This window comes from Microcoleus sp. CAWBG58, from assembly GCF_020883045.1.
In the GTDB taxonomy this organism is placed as follows: domain Bacteria; phylum Cyanobacteriota; class Cyanobacteriia; order Cyanobacteriales; family Microcoleaceae; genus Microcoleus.
Window position 1 is genome coordinate 15,444 of the sequence record NZ_JAHRFA010000061.1, and the last position, 16,239, is coordinate 31,682.

At 44.7% G+C, this 16,239-nt stretch carries 18 protein-coding genes; 12 read left to right on the plus strand and 6 right to left on the minus strand.

Going from position 1 to position 16,239, the window contains the following annotated elements; translation table 11 throughout:
• The first annotated feature begins 151 nt into the window (after positions 1–151).
• Positions 152–319 (plus strand): orange carotenoid protein N-terminal domain-containing protein, encoded by a 168-nt coding sequence (locus QZ918_RS23385; protein WP_293150924.1) that lies wholly within the window; start codon positions 152–154, stop codon positions 317–319.
• Positions 320–1,068: 749 nt separating this feature from the next.
• Here the strand turns inward: QZ918_RS23385 and QZ918_RS23390 are convergent.
• Positions 1,069–1,743, minus strand: a complete 675-nt coding sequence (locus QZ918_RS23390) for an acetoacetate decarboxylase family protein (protein WP_293338835.1) — start codon at positions 1,741–1,743, stop codon at positions 1,069–1,071.
• Positions 1,744–1,945: 202 nt separating this feature from the next.
• On the opposite strand from QZ918_RS23390, the gene QZ918_RS23395 reads away from it, so the two are divergent.
• The 4 genes from QZ918_RS23395 to QZ918_RS23410 all read left to right on the plus strand — a co-directional run bounded on the left by QZ918_RS23395 (position 1,946) and on the right by QZ918_RS23410 (position 6,013).
• On the plus strand, positions 1,946–2,608 hold the full coding sequence (locus QZ918_RS23395; protein WP_293338838.1) for a glycerol-3-phosphate ABC transporter substrate-binding protein: 663 nt from the start codon (positions 1,946–1,948) through the stop codon (positions 2,606–2,608).
• A 589-nt stretch (positions 2,609–3,197) separates the two neighbouring features.
• On the plus strand, positions 3,198–4,049 hold the full coding sequence (locus QZ918_RS23400; RefSeq protein ID WP_293338841.1) for a hypothetical protein: 852 nt from the start codon (positions 3,198–3,200) through the stop codon (positions 4,047–4,049).
• A 253-nt stretch (positions 4,050–4,302) separates the two neighbouring features.
• Entirely contained in the window at positions 4,303–5,478 is a 1,176-nt protein-coding gene (locus tag QZ918_RS23405; RefSeq protein WP_293338844.1) for a sulfotransferase family protein, read from the plus strand.
• Positions 5,479–5,749: 271 nt separating this feature from the next.
• Entirely contained in the window at positions 5,750–6,013 is a 264-nt protein-coding gene (locus tag QZ918_RS23410; protein WP_293338847.1) for a protochlorophyllide oxidoreductase, read from the plus strand.
• Between the two features lie 88 nt (positions 6,014–6,101).
• Here the strand turns inward: QZ918_RS23410 and QZ918_RS23415 are convergent, their stop codons facing one another.
• From QZ918_RS23415 to QZ918_RS23425, 3 genes are all read right to left on the minus strand, one after another.
• Complete coding sequence (locus QZ918_RS23415; RefSeq protein ID WP_293338850.1) at positions 6,102–7,583, minus strand: S-layer homology domain-containing protein; 1,482 nt, start codon at positions 7,581–7,583, stop codon at positions 6,102–6,104.
• Positions 7,584–7,742: 159 nt separating this feature from the next.
• Positions 7,743–8,729 carry a hypothetical protein gene (locus QZ918_RS23420; RefSeq protein ID WP_293338852.1) on the minus strand — a complete coding sequence of 329 codons (987 nt, stop codon included), beginning with the start codon at positions 8,727–8,729 and terminating at the stop codon, positions 7,743–7,745.
• Positions 8,730–8,866: 137 nt separating this feature from the next.
• Positions 8,867–9,541 carry a polysaccharide deacetylase family protein gene (locus tag QZ918_RS23425; RefSeq protein ID WP_293338854.1) on the minus strand — a complete coding sequence of 225 codons (675 nt, stop codon included), beginning with the start codon at positions 9,539–9,541 and terminating at the stop codon, positions 8,867–8,869.
• 80 nt (positions 9,542–9,621) lie between these two features.
• Here QZ918_RS23425 and QZ918_RS23430 point away from each other — a divergent pair, with 80 nt between their 5' ends.
• From QZ918_RS23430 to QZ918_RS23460, 7 genes are all read left to right on the plus strand, one after another.
• Positions 9,622–9,915 carry a DUF433 domain-containing protein gene (locus QZ918_RS23430; protein ID WP_293338857.1) on the plus strand — a complete coding sequence of 98 codons (294 nt, stop codon included), beginning with the start codon at positions 9,622–9,624 and terminating at the stop codon, positions 9,913–9,915.
• Positions 9,912–10,283, plus strand: coding sequence for a DUF5615 family PIN-like protein (locus QZ918_RS23435; protein ID WP_293338860.1), 372 nt, complete (start codon positions 9,912–9,914; stop codon positions 10,281–10,283). Before QZ918_RS23430 ends, QZ918_RS23435 begins: the two co-directional genes overlap by 4 nt.
• Positions 10,284–10,458: 175 nt before the next feature.
• A complete protein-coding gene (locus QZ918_RS23440; protein ID WP_293338862.1) occupies positions 10,459–11,226 on the plus strand; it encodes a ChaB family protein in 768 nt (255 codons plus the stop codon).
• 429 nt (positions 11,227–11,655) lie between these two features.
• A complete protein-coding gene (gene rd / locus QZ918_RS23445) occupies positions 11,656–11,817 on the plus strand; it encodes a rubredoxin (RefSeq protein WP_293338889.1) in 162 nt (53 codons plus the stop codon).
• Positions 11,818–11,841: 24 nt separating this feature from the next.
• Complete coding sequence (locus tag QZ918_RS23450; protein ID WP_293338864.1) at positions 11,842–13,089, plus strand: BaiN/RdsA family NAD(P)/FAD-dependent oxidoreductase; 1,248 nt, start codon at positions 11,842–11,844, stop codon at positions 13,087–13,089.
• A 165-nt stretch (positions 13,090–13,254) separates the two neighbouring features.
• Positions 13,255–13,974 (plus strand): VOC family protein, encoded by a 720-nt coding sequence (locus QZ918_RS23455; protein ID WP_293150894.1) that lies wholly within the window; start codon positions 13,255–13,257, stop codon positions 13,972–13,974.
• 60 nt (positions 13,975–14,034) lie between these two features.
• Positions 14,035–14,808 carry a class II aldolase/adducin family protein gene (locus QZ918_RS23460; protein WP_293151039.1) on the plus strand — a complete coding sequence of 258 codons (774 nt, stop codon included), beginning with the start codon at positions 14,035–14,037 and terminating at the stop codon, positions 14,806–14,808.
• A 107-nt stretch (positions 14,809–14,915) separates the two neighbouring features.
• Here the strand turns inward: QZ918_RS23460 and QZ918_RS23465 are convergent, their stop codons facing one another.
• Positions 14,916–15,863 (minus strand): Rpn family recombination-promoting nuclease/putative transposase, encoded by a 948-nt coding sequence (locus tag QZ918_RS23465; RefSeq protein WP_293338891.1) that lies wholly within the window; start codon positions 15,861–15,863, stop codon positions 14,916–14,918.
• A 50-nt stretch (positions 15,864–15,913) separates the two neighbouring features.
• Positions 15,914–16,239 (minus strand): DUF4351 domain-containing protein (locus tag QZ918_RS23470; RefSeq protein WP_293338866.1); only part of this gene is annotated, 326 nt, incomplete at its 5' end.

Consider the following 16,239-nt stretch of genomic DNA (forward strand, 5'->3'; position numbering starts at 1 on the left):
TTCGTAGTGAGGACTTTAGTTCGCAAAAATTAAGAAGGACTGAAGTCCTCACTACGAACCTTACTGTAGAAAGTTGGTAGTGAGGACTTTAGTCCACAAAAATTAAGAAGGACTGAAGTCCTCACTACGAACCTTACTGTAGAAGGTGGTAATGGATGAAGAAACTATTATTCCCGTCCCTCCTGACTATCAACTTCCCGAAGCTGGAAAAGCTTTATTAGGAAAGATTCAAGGCATGGACTTTCAAAAGCAAATTGATTTTCTGCGCGGTACAGTTTTAGAAATGGGTGCCGAAGCGGCTCCGGGCGCTGGCATTTAATTTGAGTGCATCTCAGTTTTGTATTAGGTACGTTGTTGCGCTTTAGCGCTCTTTGAGATAGACAAGAGCGGGAGCATCTCAGTTTGGCATTTATAGTGCGAGCTGTCCCAAGATCGCGACAGCACTGTAATAAAAAAATGTTTTTTGGAAAACAGAGATGCTCCCGACAAGAGTTTAATTTGAGTAAAGTAACTTGGCATTAGACCTTGGGAAAAAATAGCTATGAATGGGCTTTCCTGCCAGTTCCAAGATTTGATTAAAAGGACTTTTGCAAAGATATAGCCCAATACGGTTTACTTAACGCTTTTGATGAATTTCATCTGACGATTTTTTGATTATAAAGAGGTGAAGTAGATATTAAGAATATTTTACCGCAGAGAACACAGAGAACACAGAGAGGGGAGGGATAAAAGGTTTTTTTCCAAAACCCTCGCAATACTCTTGCCTCTGCGCCAAAAGCGCCCCAATACGGTTCAAAACTCTTCTTTTGATGGAGTGGATTGTATTTCAATACGGTTTACTTAATGCTTTTGATGAATTTCATCTGACGATTTTCTGGCAATATAGCCATTTTGGGCAAGTCAGATTTTTCTTAAGTCAACTGTATTGAGATATAGCCTTTCTAAAAAAGATGAGTTATTACTGAAAGCTTCTACAGCCACATAAACCCAGAGGGCCCAAGCCCAACAACGTCCGCGAATCTTTCTGATAGCCGCTATATATTTATATTGCCCACCTACCGATTCCAGCTAATAACTGAATTCAGCAGCTATGTTTCCCACAACTTCGGGCGCACTTGCAATTAAACGCATCTCTTCGCAGCCAACTGCGAGCAATGGCTGACCTAAGTTTAAACTGGAAAAACTACTCTCTTTAGGTATTTCTACTTCGCCTTTGATAAAGCCGATGCGAGACTGAAACTCTCCTTTAAACATTAGCAAATTTGTGCGATCGGCGCTAAAAACGTTTCCGCTAAAAGGTATGGGAAATCCAAAACTTTGTTTGCTGTAATTGAGACTGCACAGTTGCAGATTTCCTTGGCTAACTGTGACGCGGTAGCCTAGCGGTGATGCTTTTACCGAATCGCTGCCTTCCCAATTAAATTGAGCTAATTGTTTCGGAAGTCCCCAAATTTCGCGCCCGCCAGCTACTGAGTTAGGGTTGTCTACGTAGATGTGCGAAATCCAAGCGCCCCATTTTCCTGCATAACTGGCGATCGCGCTAACTACAATTAACTCATTGTACTCCATCACGGAACCCAGCCCGTAGGAGGATATATAAATGCCACCTAGCGTTTTTCCTGGCAATAAACAGACAATTTCTAACTCAGGGGGAACCAAGGGGCGCACTCGTGCTACATCTACCAATTGCAAAGTCTGAACAGCATAACCTTGCAGGTGCCAAGGAGCAGGTGAATATACCATTTTAAGGGATTTTAGGTCTGATATTTTATATTTATTTTAGCTTAGAGCCTACAACAGCAACAGGTTTTGGTATTTTTCATAAAATCCCGGTATATTCACGCATAAGAAAGATTAATCTGCGAATAGCGAGCAATTAGTTGACATTTGAGCAAAAGTTAAATATCGTCTACTTAGTGAATATTTAGAAGGAACCTAAACCTGTATGCTGACATCTTACAAGCCAGATGTTTTCGATAGTTTAGATCATTTTTTCACGGCAAGAGACCTGCTGGAACAAGCCCAAGACAACATGACCGAACTCGGTGCTATCATCCGCAGTCACGGCTTGCAAAAACAGGTTGGTATCTGCTTGCTTCACAAACACTTTGACCTCTCGGATAACGAGAGGTTGGTTGAAGAGTTTGATGGCAACAATGCTTATGTCAAGCCAACCGCAGACTACGGCGATGCTATTCCTTATATGTGGAAGGTGGAACAAAATCAAGCATCTGGCGAATTGGTTTGGTTTCCCTTAGAATTTGTCCGCGTTACTGAAGCTGTGTCGGCAGCAGTTGAACGCTCAGCAGCAGTTGTCAATAACTCGGAATTTCTCCATGAAATTGCGGGTAAACTGTCAGAATTGGGAATGACTGGAATGTTCGGGATCAGCATCTTGCACCGAGATGCTATTAAGGTTGCTGAGGGCGAAATTTTGGTGGAAAGCACAGACGACGAAGCCCGTGTCTTGACTCTTTCTTCCGTTCCTCGCCAGAATGTCGATCGCACAACTTTAACACAAACTCTGTGGCAGTTCCCGAATGCTGAAGGGTTTGAGGTTGGGGCGATGTGTTCTCACTGCACTCACTGCACGCATTGCACTCACTAAGCAAGATTGTCAAAGTATAAAAAGTTTGTAGTAAGGACTTTGGTCCTTCCAAGTTCGCAGTCAGGACTTTAGTCCTCAAAAGTTCGTAGTCAGGACTTTAGTCCTCAAAAGTTCGTAGTCAGGACTTCAGTCTTCAAAAGTTCGTAGTCAGGACTTTAGTCCTCAAAAGTTCGTAGTCAGGACTTCAGTCCTCAAAAGTTCGTAGTCAGGACTTCAGTCCTCAAAAGTTCGTAGTCATGACTTTAGTCCTCAAAAGTTCGTAGTCAGGACTTCAGTCCTCAAAAGTTCGTAGTCAGGACTTCAGTCCTTGCTTTACAAACTTGGAAGATAGGACTAAAGTCCTTACTACGAACGGGAAACTGGGAAGATAGAACTAAAGTCCTTACTACGAACGGGAAACTTGGAAGATAGGACTAAAGTCCTTACTACGAACGGGAAACTTGGAAGATAGGACTAAAGTCCTTACTACGAACGGGAAACTTGGAAGATAGGACTAAAGTCCTTACTACGAACGGGAAACTTGGAAGATAGGACTAAAGTCCTTACTACGAACGGGTTTTTAATAAGTGCGATTGAGCAATATTAAATAATGTGCAATCTCCGTCAAAGTATAGTAATTTATCGCTGTCAAAATCGGGAGTTAGAAACTACAAAAGAGTGCACAATTCCCCGAGTGTGGCTGAGTTCGGGTACGCAGCTAGCTGTTGACACTTCGCCCGATCGCCTTCAGTATTGTGAAGGTGCTTTTATGCCCAGAGAACCTTGGAGGGAACCGACGCCCGCAGAGTCGGCCCTGCTTTGGACAGACGAACCGCCACCCCACTATGCGGGTGTGGGAATTGTGCGTTTACCTGCGGATGTTTTGACTTTGTTGGCTGATACTGCTATCGCTTCGCTAACCACTCCCCTACAGGTTGCCCAGTTTAAGTCTCAGGAAAAATGCGGACAGATACTCGATCGACTAATTGACTATTTTAAGCCTTTTTGTCTGTCGGATTCGCCACCAGTTATCAGCGGTATGGGAGGCCGACAGCCGGGATTGAGTACGGCGACAATTGATAACAAACGCGGTTGTCGCAACGGTTTGCATACTGATAGTTGGGACAATCTGCCCCTGGATAAAAAGCAGGAGGCTACTAATCGGATTTGTGTGAATTTAGGGCGGGATAGCCGTTATTTTTTGTTTGTGAATTTGACGGAGATGGACATTTTTCAAATGCTGGGATGTTCTGATGCTGATCTTGGGAAACCTTGGACGCGACAGTTAACTTATCAGTTTATGCAGCGCTATCCAGATTATCCGGTGGTGAAACTGAGAATTGCACCGGGTGAGGCTTATATTGCACCAACTGAAAATATGATTCACGATGCTTCTACGGCAGATATGAAGCATTTGGATGTTAAGGTGATGATGCGCGGTTATTACAGGATTCCGGTATGAGTTTTGCGGTTATATCGTTTCCGATTGTATCGGAATGATTTAACCGCAGAGGGCGCAGAGGGCGCAGAGAGAGAAGAGAGATGAAGAATTCCGATGCTACGGGATTTGATATTAGCGAGGCCCGGGCGAGAGGATGGCACTTTCAAATATCTTTTCTAAAGACAGCTAAAACAATGGGGAGAAATTGCATATTTTGGGCAGCGTCGGAGCATCGCCCCACAATAATTTGATTGTTTCTTAAAATACAATTTAAATGCAGAACAGCTTAAACGATCGCCAAAAATTGCAACAGTCGATCGCGCTTTACGAAAATGCGATCGTCCAAAATCCCAATTCGCCCTCAGCTTACCACGATTTAGGAAAAGCCCTGCAACAAAACGGCCAAATTGCCGCAGCAGTCGCCTGTCACCAAAAAGCTATTCTCCTGCAACCAAACTTTACCGCCGCTTACTTCCCGTTAATGTACGCGCCCCTCCCCAAAGATTCTCCTCTGATTGACGGTTTGGTGGCTCTTTACCGCGAAGTTATCGAGATTTTACCAAATTTTTCCTTAGCCTACATTAACTTGGCTGTGGCGCTGAGCAAGCAGGGAAAAATCCAGGAGTCGATCGCACTTTTTCAAACCGCAGTCCGCTTGCAAACTGTAGCATCTCGCCCGGAACTGTCCCAAGTTGAATGGAATTTAAGGCGATCGCGCGAACCGGATTTCATCATCATCGGTTCTCCGAGGTGCGGCACAACTTCTCTCTACAAATATATCACTTCGCACCCTCAGATTTTACCCGCTGCTAATAAAGAAATCTGTTTCTTCTCAGAACATTTCAACAAAGGATTAGCTTGGTATCAAGCGCACTTTCCGCCGTCAATAGACGCGCATCATTTTTTGACAGGAGAAGCAACTCCGACTTATCTGACTCACCCGCTAGCTGCGTCAAGATTGCACGGATGTTTGCCAAAAGTTAAGCTGATTGTGATTTTGCGAAATCCAGTCGAGCGCGCTTTGTCGCACTATCAAATGCTGGTGAGGCGCGGAACGGAATCCAGGACGTTTGAAAAGGCGATCGATGCCGAGTTGCAATTACTTGCTGGCACTACAGAAACAAGTTTAGCAGATAAAAATTATTGGAAAGATTGTCATTATATTTATAAGAGTCTTTATGCTTGGAACCTCAAACAGTGGATGAATCTTTTTCCCAGGGAACAGTTTTTAATATTGCAGAGTGAAGAATTTTATGCGAATCCGGCTGCGACACTCAGCCAAGTCTTTAATTTTTTAGATTTACCAGATTATCAACTCCGCGACTACAAACAATATAACGGTGGTAATTATCAGCCGGCGAATGATGTTGTCTGTCAGCGACTGCGCGAGTATTTTCAGCAGCACAATCAAGAATTAGCCGAATATGTGCAGAGACAATTTATCTGGTAAGTATCGTATACTGTAGGGTGTGTCAGCTTCTGACGCACCCTACTAGAATCGCGAAGAGGGTTTGGAGTTGCTTTATAATTAGACCTCTTGCAAAAATAATTTTCTGATATATCAGAGTGCCTACCCCTATCTATCGGGGCCACCTAGGGCAGTTTTATTGTCGTCAGACAAATTAGGTACGTTGTTGCGCTTCAGCGCTCTTTCCTAATATTATAAAGAGCGCTGAAGCGCAACAACGTACCTTGAGAAAGCGAATGGGGAGGTGCAAGAATTGTTGACTACTGATGAAGTAATGGCTGGGACAAAAGTTATAATGACTCACGCCCAAAGGCAAGCATTTCTCAAAACATCTCGCCTTGGAGAGATATTTGGTGTTGCTCATTTGCTACCTGAAATTGAAGATGTGGCACACAAAGTACATGAAGAGTTAGTGAGGATGTCGCTGGTGCGGGATCGTCTGAGGATGAACATTTTCACTTTTAAAACTCAGATCGTCCTGCTCGCTTGGCTATTATATATTTCTTCTAGCGAGTAAGACGATCGCACGGAGTGAAAAATGCTTGGAATGAAAATCGGGATGACTCCGGGGATGTTTCTGTCCCCGGCTAATTCATTCGCCAAATCTACTTAGTACCATATCCCGTACTTACCAAAAACTCGCGCAACTTCCCAAAGAATTGAGTGCGATCGCGCCCTTGATAAACTCCCTCCAATAACCGCCAGCCTTCCGCTTCCTGGCCTGCGACATACTTGCTCGCCATGAAGGCCGCCAACACGCCTTTTACCTCTGCATCTTCGTTTAAGCGCTTCCGAGATTCCAGCCACAGCTCAGCACCATTGGTGTATACTTCCACGGGATACTGCTTCGTCACATCTTCCATTTTACCCGATCGATACTGCCAAATTTGCAGCGGTAAGCGAGAATCCGCATAATTGGTAAAAGCCTCGGCAAATCGCCCGTCCAGACTCTTGAACTCCGGGAGATCATTTTTGCCAAAATCGACAATTTCGTAACTCACATTGCCCCAAAAATGCTTGATGTGAGTGTATTTCTTTGCGGCTGAGTCGTAGCGGTAAATAAACGAATAATTGCAGCAGCGGACGCCGCTGTTAAGTGAGACTAAATCTGCCAGCACTTCCGGTTCCTTGTCGCCGTCCAAATCACGGATTCGCACGGATAACAAACGCCCTTCGGATACTTCATCGCTGGCTTTTTTGTCGGGATTGTCTGCTAGAGAACGAGTGGGAATCAGCACTGGTTCTTCTAATAAACTTTGATTGTTACGGATGATTTTGATGCGGATATTTTTAGCATTTTCTGCTTCTTTCACAAAAGATACTTCTGCCCTAACTTTCCCAGATTCCGAGATTTCTGTGGTTCTCGGCGGGCCGATATTCGGCGGAACTTGCGCGATGTATTGCGAGGGAACTAAGGCTGTTTTGCCGGGTTTGGCGATCGCCTGACACAGAAAAGTTGCTACTTCGGCGCGAGTAGCATTGCGTGTCGGTTCTAGCTGTTTGACGGCGGGATAATTGACCACAAGTTGTTTTTCGGCGGCGGCGGCGATCGCATTTCTCGCCAATTCGGGAATGTCTCGCGCATCTTCAAAAGTCGCATTCAAAATCTCAGGCGCTGAACCAGTAGGCGTATATTTCAAGCCGCTGCTTAAGGCTACCAAAACCTGCCAGCGGGGAATGTTCAAAGTCGCGTTAAAAATACTGCCGCTGGAACCGGACATAAAACCTGTTTGATAAACTTCTCGAATTGCTTTATAACCCCAGTAATTCGTGGGAATATCTGCAAAGTCGATCGGATTCCGGACGGTTTTGGCATCAGGAAAAGCCCTCCGCAGCATCGCAGCAAATTCAGCGCGGCTGACTGGGCGGTTCGGGCGAAAAGTGCCGTCTTCGTAATAGCCGCTGATGATTTTTTTCTCGGCTAATTCTTCTATGCAGGCTTGAGCCCAATGGTCTTTGACATCTTTAAACTTGGCTTCTGCCAATGCTGGCGCTACATTTAAGCCGGGAAACACTAAATTTACGATGATTGTGCCCAGGGCTACTACTAAAGCGATGACAGCTTGACGTTTGTGCGATCGAACCATAGAACAGACTCCTCTAGTGGCAAATTGGCGATCGAAGCTTTCGGAAGCTTTACATAATATCAGGTGTTAGGTGTTAGGTGTTAGGTGGGCAATTGTCAACTGTCAACTGTCAACTGTCAACTGTCAACTGTCAACTGTCAACTGTCAACTGTCAACTGTTTATTTAGAATCCAAATTCATCTCGATCGACAATTTTGTTTTCATGGTTGATTCTTCTGGATTACCTGCACTTTTAAAAGTCATTTCAGCATTAGAATTGATAGAGACGACCGAACGAACAGGCATTAATTGATCCAGTCGCATTATAACTTCTCCTTGACCCTGAGACATAAAAGATTTTACCGCCATAGTAGAGCCAGCAGGTAATTGGGGTAAAGTCAAATTTTGGGGATTTGCTTGTTGTTCTACGCTAGTTTTGAGAGTGGCAACTCCATCTTGCAAGTCCATCAATTCATAGATAGCAGTTTGATTTACATTCATGCCACCAGTATTAGATGGAAAAGAAATACGCCATTTTGCACCTTTGCCAACTGCTTCTGCCGGTAGCGGCGAGGCAAGCTGCTGTAAGGATTTAGACATATTTTCAACTATTTGTTTAACGCTATTATCAGCATCTTTCGGTAAAGTAAAGCTACCTCCTTTATTAGAACCCCGACTATCCATGATGAAATTACCTTTCAGTCCAACTAACTTCTTGACTGCGGATCGCATACTATCCACGGCGGCAGTTGGCAAACCTGAAGTATCGCCACCAATATCTGCGTTAGCGTAGGAAAACTCGTAATGAATATCTCCATTGCCATCAATTTTAGTGGCTTGTGTCTCTATAGTTAAGACCATAGTCGGAACTTTAGTCGGATTGATAGACTTCTCTCCCACGGATACTCCCATCTCTGTTTTCACAGTCATGGTAGTCGTTCTTTTGATACCTAAATTTGGTTTTAAACGCAGTTGCTGTCGGGGTTCTACTCCCGGGCTTAGCAGTTCGGTTTGAAAGGGTTTTGAGTTGACAGCAGGCACGGATACGTCACCGGCTGGCTGCTGTACGACAATTCTAGTTTCTGTTTGGCTGGGAGCAGGAGAAAGCTCGATCGCCCATCCGCACACCGCCAAACCCAAAGATGCTACAAACAGTATTTTTTTCATGAATTTATGAGAATTAGGACTTGCAGAGGGGTGCGTCAAAACCGGGTTTTGCGATCGCGCAATCGCGGGCTAAAAACCCTGAATCTCGGTTTAAAAACCCGGTTTTTTGGTTCCCAGGAGCGATCGTACTGACGCCATCAGGCAGAAATTTGTTGCCAAAGGCGATCGATTGTTACAAACTTGTAACCTTTATACAACAGCAATGGAATAATTTTATCAGCAGAAGTCGCCACATCTTCGCCGCCGCAATAACCGTCGTGCAGTACAATTATTGAACCATTTTCTGTTTGCTGAACGACGCGACTCGTAACTTTCATCACCCCCGGCCGCACCCAATCTTCCGGGACAACACTCCACATTACCGGGCGATATTCCCACAGTTGCAATAACTCTAATGTTCGCGGCGTAAAAATGCCGTTTGGCGGCCGCACGTCGCGGATTAATTTTGGATCTAAATCGCAAGCTTTGCTAATTGCTTGTTGGGTATCTCCTAAACTTTGTTTGAGTTCGTCGGTTTTGAGCTTGGCAAACGATACGTGCTGGTAGCCGTGGAGGCCGATCCAGTGTCCGCGATCGTACACTTCTTTAGCCGTTTCTGGATGCCTGTCCACGCAAAAACCCAGCCAGAAAAAACTCGCTTTGATGTCGTATTTATCTAAAACTTTTAGCAATTGAGGTGTGTGCAGCCGGTGCGGCCCGTCATCAAATGTTAGGGCAATTTCTCGGCTGTTGATATCTCCCGTCCACAGACATCTGGGAAAAGCCGTTTTGAGAATGGGATGAACGACAGGAAACAAAGGTGCTAGGGGCATTGGTTAATGTTGCGAAAGTGCGATCGCCTAGAAATGAAGCTGCGCTACAATAGAATAAAGTTAACTCAATTGAGGTCAATATGACAACTGCCGTTGATATAGGAACGCTAATTGTCCGCACGCCGGGAACTTGCGGCGGCCGCCCGCGAATTGCCGAAACTCGAATTACTGTAGAAAATATTGCTATTGATTTCAATGCTGGGCTGACGCCAGAACAAATCATTGATGAAAAACCGCACTTGACTTTAGCACAAATTTATGGAGCATTAGCCTACTATTTTGCGAACAAAGACCAAATCGACGCGGATATAGCAGCAGAAAATGCTGAATGGGAGCGCTTGGAAGCAGAATCTATGGTAGGTAAGGTATCGTGAGTCAGATTCGTTTGTATCTCGATGAAGATATTCAGAAACAAGCTCTGATATTGGCTCTGCGAAATTCAGGAATAGATGTATTGACTACCTCAGAAGCTAATAGGATCAGCTATGTAGATGAAGAACAGCTAATTTGGGCAACTGAGCAAGGGCGAGTTATTTACAGCTTTAACAGAAGAGATTTCAGTAGTTTGCACAGTCAATTTTTAGCGGAAAATAGAAATCATGCCGGAATCATTCTTGCACAACAACAGCGTTACTCAGTGGGCGAGCAATTGCGAGGAATTGTGAATCTAATGGCGGCTAAGTCAGCAGAGGAAATGATAAATAACTTGGAATATTTGGGAGGTTATATTAGAGCTGAATAACTGTCTGCAATAGAGGAGCGATCGCCAATCACAAAATACCTTAACTCTTTTGATAGAGTCTCAAACTATCTCCGATCGCACTTACCTCTATCTCAAGATCGATGCGATCGCCCTACAGTGTCCTCATATACTAAAAACAAAGCATAAACGAGCGAGCGATCTCTAAGGAGGAACAATGTCAGAGGAATATCTAGCAGAACGCACAGTTTCAGCCGTATTTAAGGAAGAAGAACAATTAGATGGCGTAATTCGGCGCTTGCTCGATCGCGGAGTCTCCCGCGACCACATCTCAGTCATGGGCAAAAACTTTCAGTCCAAAACTAAAATTGCTGGCTTTCTGACTAAAAAAGATGTGATTTTAGGAGGCCTGAGAAGCGGCGCCATTTTTGGTTCCTTATTCGGTTCTTTTTTGGGCTTGCTAACCGGCGTCGGCGTGCTGTTTATTCCCTTTGTCGGTGCAGTAGTATCCGCAGGCCCGCTGGGTGCTGTATTGTTAGGTGCAGCTAGCGGCGCGATCGCAGGTTCGGCCGGTGCGGGTCTAGTTTCGGCATTAGTCGCTTTGGGAATGCCCGAAGACAAAGCAACTATCTATCAAACTCGCGTTGAAGCAGGCGAATTTCTCGTGATGGCCGAAGTTCCCGCAGATAAATCTGGCGAATTCCAACTGTTGCTAGAAAGCGCAGGCGGCGAAGAAATCACTATTAGCGAAATGACACTGCCGCGCGCCGTCAAAGGTCGCTGCAACAGTCCGGCTGACTTATCTCCAGAAGTGCGATCGCACCTGTCGGAAGAAGCACAAAAAACCTTTATGGAATCCTACAACGCCGCATTTGACGAAAGCAATGACTCGATCCAAGCCGAACACGCAGCCTGGGAAGCCATTCACAAGCAGTACGAAGAAGATGAAAGCAGCGTTTGGACTAAGCCTTTAGCTAAGGTCTAGTACCCCGATCGCGATTAACTAATAAAAAATAGAATACAGCCTCTAGAACCGAAGTTTTAGAGGCTTGTAATATTTGAGAATTTAGATTAGATAGACAAACAATATTGTCTCAGCCCTTTTATATCAAATCAGGTAGCATCGTCCTGTATTCATCTCTCTCTTCTCTTCCTCTGTGTTCTCTGCGCTCTCTGCGGTTAAATCATTCCGATACAACCAGAAACGATATTAATCAAATTTGGACACGATGCTCAAAACCCATCCCACAATCTTTGTTCTTGTGGGACGTTGCTCTGAGCATCGTCCTATTTATTTTTGCAAGATGTCTATTTGATAATTGTAAATTATGAAAAACTTAATTTTTCTGGTATTGCACAAACTTGCCCTGTCAAGTACAATCTACAAGCTGACAATCTAAAATTGGGAAAGCAAATGCAAAAATACATTTGTACAGTTTGCAATTACGTCTACGATCCAGAAGTAGGCGACCCCGACGGAGACATACCGCCCGGTACAGCCTTTGAAGATATCCCCGACGATTGGGTTTGTCCCACTTGCGGGGCTGCAAAATCCGATTTTGAACCAGAAGAATAAGCGAGAAAAAATTTGTCCGATCGAATGCTAAAAATTACAATCATAGGCGGGGGTGCAGCGGGTTTTTTTAGTGCAATTACCTGTGCCAAAACCTACCCGCAAGCCCGCGTCACTTTATTAGAAGCAGGCCGCCAACTTCTAGCAAAAGTTCGCATTTCAGGCGGCGGACGCTGCAATGTTACTCATGCTTGTTTTGACCCCGGTGTTTTAGTGCAGAATTACCCCAGAGGTGGAAAAGCTCTGCGCGGTGCTTTTACTCGATTTCAACCCCGCGATACGGTTGATTGGTTCGCCAGTCATGGCGTTAAATTGAAAACAGAAGAAGATGGGCGAATGTTTCCGATTACAGACGATTCGGCGACAATTGTTAACTGTTTGATCCGCGCCGCTGAGGATGCGGGCGTAAAAATTCGCACTGGCGATGCAGTCGTTTCAGTACATAAATTAACATCCGATCGCGGGGAGGGCGGGCACGGGGGCACCGCCCCTACATTTGAAATTGTGTTTAAGTCGGGGGAGCAATTAAAGTCCGATCGCATTTTGCTAGCTACAGGCAGCAATCCGTTGGGTTTCAAATGGGCAAAAGAGTTAGGTAATACCGTAGAAGTGCCGGTTCCTTCTCTATTTACTTTTAATATTGCTGATGGCAGAATCAAAGATTTAGCCGGGGTTTCGGTTCCGAATGCTAAGGTGAAATTGCCGGGAGCAAAATTAGAACAAAGCGGGCCTTTGTTAATCACTCACTGGGGTGTCAGCGGGCCTGCTGTACTCAAACTTTCGGCTTGGGGTGCGAGATTTTTGCACGATCGCCATTATCGAACATCTGTGCTCATTAATTGGCTTCCCCAGTACAACGCGGAGGTTTTGCGCCAGCAACTGCTAGGAGTCAAATCGCAGTTGTCGCACCGATTAATCGTCTCTAGCTGTCCGTTTCCGATGCCGCGCCGCCTCTGGGAACGTTTGACAAGTTCGATCGGCATTGACGAACAAAAACGCTGGGCTGACTTATCCAATAAGGCGATCGATAAACTCCTCCTCGAACTCGTCCAAGGCGAATATCAAATCGCAGGAAAAGGCGCATTTAAGGAAGAATTCGTCACCTGCGGCGGTGTCAACCTCAAAGAAGTCGATTTCAAGACAATGGAAAGTCGCCGCTGTCCCGGACTTTTCTTTGCTGGCGAAATCTTGGATATCGACGGCGTGACGGGCGGTTTCAACTTCCAAAGTGCGTGGACTACGGCGTGGTTGGCCGGAATGGCGATCGGCAAATGATACTATTTTAGGCTTTGAGATTGGTCGATCGAGGTTTGGGAGTTGCGATCGGCTTGCCAGTATTAAATTTTGTGTTATTTTTGAATTAAGGCGCACCAACTGTGCGTCAACTTCAGAATGCAGACAAAATTCGCAGTTTTGCGTACTTAACATCGGGTGAGAGACATGAAAAACTTGAATCTACAAACCCTAAAGTTCGATCGCCACCTTGACTCACCTTTCCTCGAAAACAACGGCTTACTGGAATTCAACCCCAAATTTATCACTCCCGAATTTTTAACAACCTGGACGTTTGAAACACACCTGTACGACGAACAAGTTGCGATCGACCACTTTGTCATCACATTTCCCAGTCGCACTCAACTCGAAAACTACGCCGAATCTTTTCGCCCCTTCGGCGCCAAAACAGTTGAAGGCCCCGACTTATTCCCAATCAACTTTTGTTCGGACAACATTAACATTCCCTCCGATTTATGGCTGCATTTAATGACATTATTAATGCCAGCCGGAGGCTTAGTAGTATTGGATGCGCCCCACGCAGCCGGCGACCAAACGCATCGCTTCCAGCAAACAAGGGGATTAAAAGCAGTTCACCACGTCGCGCTCCGAGTTGAAAACGTACAGAATGCTGCTACAATATGGCAAAATAAAAACTTTAAACCGCTATCCGATCGTCCTTTAGATGCTGGCTCATTAACCCAGTGGTTTCTGCAAAACCCCGCCGGACAAATTATCGAATTAATCGAACGGCGCCCCGGCAATAACGCCACTTTCGACTGCAAAAATATAGCAGGTTTGCGCCTGAGCGAACAAGTTCGGCAACGGATTCGCTCGGCGGATGTAACCGATGTCAGTCAAAAGTCTGAGGAAACGCGGCTCAAATAACAAATAACAACCAATGTCCAATGCCCAATGCCCAATGCCCAATTCCCAATTCCCAAACATATGATTGCAGTAAAAGTTCCAAAAGTCACTTTTCAACCGCCGACATTCAACTCAATTGAAGAAGAACGCCGCCACCGCAAACAGCGTTTAGCCGCCGCACTCAGATTATTTGGTCGTTTCGGATTTAGCGAAGGAATTGCCGGACACATCACTGTCCGCGACCCCGAACACCTCGATCATTTCTGGGTCAATTCCTTTGGAATGCACTTTAGTTTAATTGGAGTCAGCGACCTAATTTTAGTCAACCACAAAGGCGAAGTTGTTGAAGGAAATAAATCCGTAAACGAAGCAGCATTTGCCATTCATTCGCAAGTTCACGCAGCCCGGCCCGACGTTATCGCAGCAGCCCACGCCCATTCTCCCTACGGCAAAAGTTGGTCGAGTTTGGGCCAGTTACTCGACCCGCTAACGCAAGATGCTTGTTCTTTTTATGAGGATCACGCTTTATTTGACGATTACACCGGAGTTGTTTTGGAAATCGAAGAAGCTAAACGCATCGCCAAAACTTTAGGAGATAAAAAAGCAATTATTTTACAAAATCACGGACTGTTAACAGTAGGTGAAACAGTAGATGAAGCAGCTTGGTGGTTTATTGCAATGGAACGTTCTTGTCAGGCGCAGTTAATGGCCGAAGCAGCCGGAAAACCCATTCTCATCAAGCCAGAATGTGCTCGTTTGACACAGCAGCAAGTAGGCTCTCACCGCATGGGATGGTTTAGCTTTCAACCACTTTATGACATGATTGTGCGCCGAGAACCAGACTTGTTAGATTAGCTATGTGGTGATAATTGGTAGGGTGCATCGCTACCAGATATTCAACAAACTTGTAGATTATAGATGGAGCCCCACCCTACTCTAGACTTGTAGGGTGGGTCATACTTTTATGCTGACATCGATTCCAACCAAGTTATCAAATCCTGTTGACTGGTAAAATCTAGCAAAATTTCTCCTAAATCATCTAATTGTTGGGAAGATAACTGCTGGATGCGAGTTTGGATTGTTGCTGGTATTTCACCAGTACGCCGCGCGATTTGACGCATAATTAATGCTATTTGTCCCTCAATTAGACCTTCTTGACGACCTTCTTGACGACCTTCTTGACGACCTTCTTGGCGGCCTTCTTGCATCCCTTTGATAACAGCACCGCGTTGGTCTTCAAAAAACATTTCCCGTTTTTCTAATGCTTGTAATTCCTCAAGGTTTAAACTTGACCTGTTGGCGATATTAAAAGCTGTTTGCATTTCGGGCACTGATGCAAATTTCTCCGGTATTTCCTCAAGTTCGGGAGCATTTTTGATAAAATAAGTCCAACTTTGAATCAAACCTTCAACTTCTTCTAATTTTTTATTGAATTTAGGTAGCTCCAGAAAAACTAACTCTATTTCTCGGTAATATTCGATGTTTTCTTCGACTTCTTTAAAGACAAAATGGGTGAGAAATTTGTCGGTGTTTTCAAACAAAACAAAATCGGTAATTGTTAAGGCAATTAAGGGATTTAATTTTGAGTAGCCTTCCCTTGGTTTGAGTTGAGTTGCGTAGGTTTTGGCTGCATTATAGATGACGCGCTTGGTAAAAGCTTCTACATTAATTACCTGCATTTCGATAATTACAGTTGTGTTTCCTGTAATTTTTGCTTTGACATCCAGGTAAGTGTCTTTTAAACCAGTAATTGCTGGTGCGGCGTAGGGGTCGATGATTTCTAAGTCTTGAATTGTCGGCTCTGCGTTGTAGAGCATGGCATTCAGGAAGCTAATCAAAACTTCTTTGTGCTGGGGCGATGCAAAGATTTTTTTGAAGCCAAAATCTGTTTTGGGATTGATGAAGTTCATAATTGGTAACGGGTAAATTGTAATTGGTAAATCCTGTGGCAGAACCAAACTTATGCTGACACTGATTCCAGCCAAGCAATCAAATCTTGTTGACTGGTAAAATCTAACAATATTTCTCCTAAACTCTCTAATTTTTCAGCCGATAGCTTCTGGATGCGAGTTTGAATTTCCGGCGAAATCTCACCAGTACGTCGCGCGAGTAGACGCATAATTAATTCTATTTGCCCTTCAATCTTACCTTCTTGGCGACCTTCTTGCATCCCTTTGATAACAGCACCGCGTTGGTCTTCAAAAAACATTTCCCGTTTTTCTAATGCTTGTAATTCCTCAAGGTTTAAACTTGACCTGTTGGCGATATTAAAAGCTGTTTGCATTT

Excerpts from the sequence above, each read along its gene's own strand:
- QZ918_RS23440 (WP_293338862.1), top strand. The coding sequence starts at position 10,459 with ATGTCAGAGGAATATCTAGCAGAACGCACAGTTTCAGCCGTATTTAAG.
- rd (WP_293338889.1), top strand. The coding sequence starts at position 11,656 with ATGCAAAAATACATTTGTACAGTTTGCAATTACGTCTACGATCCAGAA.
- QZ918_RS23450 (WP_293338864.1), top strand. The coding sequence starts at position 11,842 with ATGCTAAAAATTACAATCATAGGCGGGGGTGCAGCGGGTTTTTTTAGT.
- QZ918_RS23455 (WP_293150894.1), top strand. The coding sequence starts at position 13,255 with ATGAAAAACTTGAATCTACAAACCCTAAAGTTCGATCGCCACCTTGAC.
- QZ918_RS23385 (WP_293150924.1), top strand. The coding sequence starts at position 152 with ATGGATGAAGAAACTATTATTCCCGTCCCTCCTGACTATCAACTTCCC.
- QZ918_RS23465 (WP_293338891.1), bottom strand. The coding sequence starts at position 15,863 with ATGAACTTCATCAATCCCAAAACAGATTTTGGCTTCAAAAAAATCTTT.
- QZ918_RS23390 (WP_293338835.1), bottom strand. The coding sequence starts at position 1,743 with ATGGTATATTCACCTGCTCCTTGGCACCTGCAAGGTTATGCTGTTCAG.
- QZ918_RS23460 (WP_293151039.1), top strand. The coding sequence starts at position 14,035 with ATGATTGCAGTAAAAGTTCCAAAAGTCACTTTTCAACCGCCGACATTC.
- QZ918_RS23425 (WP_293338854.1), bottom strand. The coding sequence starts at position 9,541 with ATGCCCCTAGCACCTTTGTTTCCTGTCGTTCATCCCATTCTCAAAACG.
- QZ918_RS23405 (WP_293338844.1), top strand. The coding sequence starts at position 4,303 with ATGCAGAACAGCTTAAACGATCGCCAAAAATTGCAACAGTCGATCGCG.
- QZ918_RS23415 (WP_293338850.1), bottom strand. The coding sequence starts at position 7,583 with ATGGTTCGATCGCACAAACGTCAAGCTGTCATCGCTTTAGTAGTAGCC.
- QZ918_RS23420 (WP_293338852.1), bottom strand. The coding sequence starts at position 8,729 with ATGAAAAAAATACTGTTTGTAGCATCTTTGGGTTTGGCGGTGTGCGGA.
- QZ918_RS23430 (WP_293338857.1), top strand. The coding sequence starts at position 9,622 with ATGACAACTGCCGTTGATATAGGAACGCTAATTGTCCGCACGCCGGGA.
- QZ918_RS23395 (WP_293338838.1), top strand. The coding sequence starts at position 1,946 with ATGCTGACATCTTACAAGCCAGATGTTTTCGATAGTTTAGATCATTTT.
- QZ918_RS23400 (WP_293338841.1), top strand. The coding sequence starts at position 3,198 with ATGTGCAATCTCCGTCAAAGTATAGTAATTTATCGCTGTCAAAATCGG.